Here is a 2,208-nt window from a genome sequence, read left to right on the forward strand (position 1 = left end):
CCCCCCGCCCCCGGGCCACCGCCGCGCCCCCGCCGGCCCGGCCCCCCGCCGGGGCCGCGACGCGTCGCCCTCCGCCGCAGGCGCGGCCCGCACACCCCCACGCACCGAGAACCAGGAGTCGTCCCGATGTCCGTGTTCGACCGCATCCCGCACGAACCACCCCGACCCGGCCTCGACGGCCATCCCTCCCGTGAGCTCCTGCGTCTCGCCTCACGCCGCCTGCGACGACGGCTGCTGGCGGTCAACGCCGCCGTCGGCCTCGCCGTGTCCCTGCTCGCCTCCACGGCGGGCAGCCGGCTCGCGACCCCGCTGCCCGGCGGCTGCACCCTCGGGATGCTGCTGCTCAGCCTCCAGGCGGCCACCGTGCCGGCCTCCGCGCTCTGGTACGACCGCGCGTGCCGCACCCACTGCGACCCGCACGCCGACGTGCTGGCGAGAGCCCCGTACGGTCACGGCACCGGGCAGGTCCGGCCGTGACCACCCCGACCCTCCTCGCCGGCGGTGACTACGCCCTGGTCACCCCGCTGACCGCCTTCCTCGTCGTCATCTGCCTCTGCTTCCTGCTCTGCCTGATCGCCGGCGTGGGCAACGACACCACCGCCGACTTCTACACCGCCGAGCGCTCCCTGCCCGCACTGCGCAACTCCCTCGCGCTGTGCGGCGACCACATCCCCGCGACAGCCCTGCTCAGCCCGATCGGCACGGTCGCCCTCACCGGGTACGACGGCATGGCGACCGCCGCGAGCGCAAGCGCGTCCATGGTCCTCCTGCTCGTCCTGGCCGAACCGCTGCGGAACACCGGACGCTTCACCCTCGGCTCGGTCCTCGCCACCCGCACGGCCGGGCGGGCGGCCCGGATCGCGGGCGCGGTGACGACGGTGGCGGTCTGCGTACCGCTGACCGTCGTGCAGCTCACGGTCGCGGGCGAAGCCATCGCGTACGTCCTCGACACGCGGACGCCCGGGGCCGCCCTGGTCTGCACGGTGCTGAGCGGCCTGCTGGTCATCACCTTCGCGGCGTTCGGCGGCATGCGCGGCACCAGCATGATCCAGACCGGCAAGGCCCTGCTCGTCTTCGGCGTCGTCGCCGCAGCGGCCCTCGCCTCCGCCGACGCGCTGGACTGGGATCCCGGTGCGCTGATGGAACGCGCCGCGATCGGATCGGGCGGCGCGGCCACCTTCCACGCCCCCGGCCTGCTCTTCGGCACCACCGCGACGGGCTCACTGGAACGCTTCTCGCTCTGCCTCACCGTGTCCCTCGGCTCCGCCGTGGTGCCGCCCCTCCTCATGCGCGTCGGCGCGTCCGTGAACGGCCGCGCCGCGCGCCGCGCCTCGGGCCACGCGACCGTCATGGTCGGCCTCTTCCACAGCACGGTGGTCCTGCTCGGCCTGGCCGCCGCCGCGATCGTGGGCGTGCACGCGATCGCCACGGACGACCCGCAGGGCAATTCGGCGCTGCTCCTGCTCACCGACGCCCTCGATCAGGGGACGGGCGGCCGGATCCTGTTCACGGCCGTCGCCTGCGCCGTCTTCGTGACCGCCCTCGCCTCGGTGGCCGGGCTCGCCCTCGCCGGCGCCGCATCGCTGTCCCACGACGTCCACGCCGGGGTCCTGCGCCGCGGGAGGGCCACCGACAAGCAGGAACTCACCGTGGCCCAGTGGGCCATCGTGGCGCTGGGGGCGGTCGCCGTGCTCCTGGCCGCCCTGCTGCGCGGCTGGAGCATCCTCTTCCTGGCGTCGTTCGCCGCCGCGGTGGCGGCGTCCGTCATCCTGCCGGCCCTGGTCCACACACTCTTCTGGCCGGGCTACTCCCGGCTGGGCATGCTGTGGACGCTCTACGGCTCGCTGGCCTGCTGCCTCCTGCTGCAGGTCTTCGGACCGACCGTCTCGGGACAGCCCTACTCGCTCTTCCCGGGCGTCGACTTCCACTGGTTCCCGCTGCAGAACATCGCCGTGGTGAGCGTGCCCGTCGGCTTCCTCCTCGGCTGGGCGGGCAGCCGTCTCCGGCCCCCCACGCCGCCCGAGCGCGCCGCGGACGCCGAGGCCGCGACCGTGGTGCTCGTCGGCACCGTGTAAGCGGCGCACGGCCTCCGCACGCAGCGCTGCCCGCCCACAGCGGCCGGTGATCCCCCGGCCGACACCGCCCGCCTCGGCCCGGACCCCGCGCCCACCCGTCCGCGGGAACGCCGAGGACGTCCGCCCCGGGTCG

Annotated in this window: 2 protein-coding genes; both read left to right on the forward strand. The window is 75.3% G+C overall.

The window, feature by feature from the left end; all coding sequences use genetic code 11:
• Window positions 1–126: 126 nt before the first annotated feature.
• Window positions 127–477: a hypothetical protein gene (locus SNE206_RS34215; RefSeq protein ID WP_407917457.1), complete on the forward strand. Its 351-nt coding sequence runs from the start codon at window positions 127–129 to the stop codon at window positions 475–477.
• Window positions 474–2,075, forward strand: coding sequence for a sodium:solute symporter family transporter (locus SNE206_RS34220; RefSeq protein ID WP_407917458.1), 1,602 nt, complete (start codon window positions 474–476; stop codon window positions 2,073–2,075). The genes SNE206_RS34215 and SNE206_RS34220 overlap by 4 nt, the downstream gene beginning before the upstream one ends.
• Window positions 2,076–2,208: the final 133 nt, after the last annotated feature.

The sequence above is a fragment of the Kitasatospora sp. NE20-6 genome, assembly GCF_045862635.1.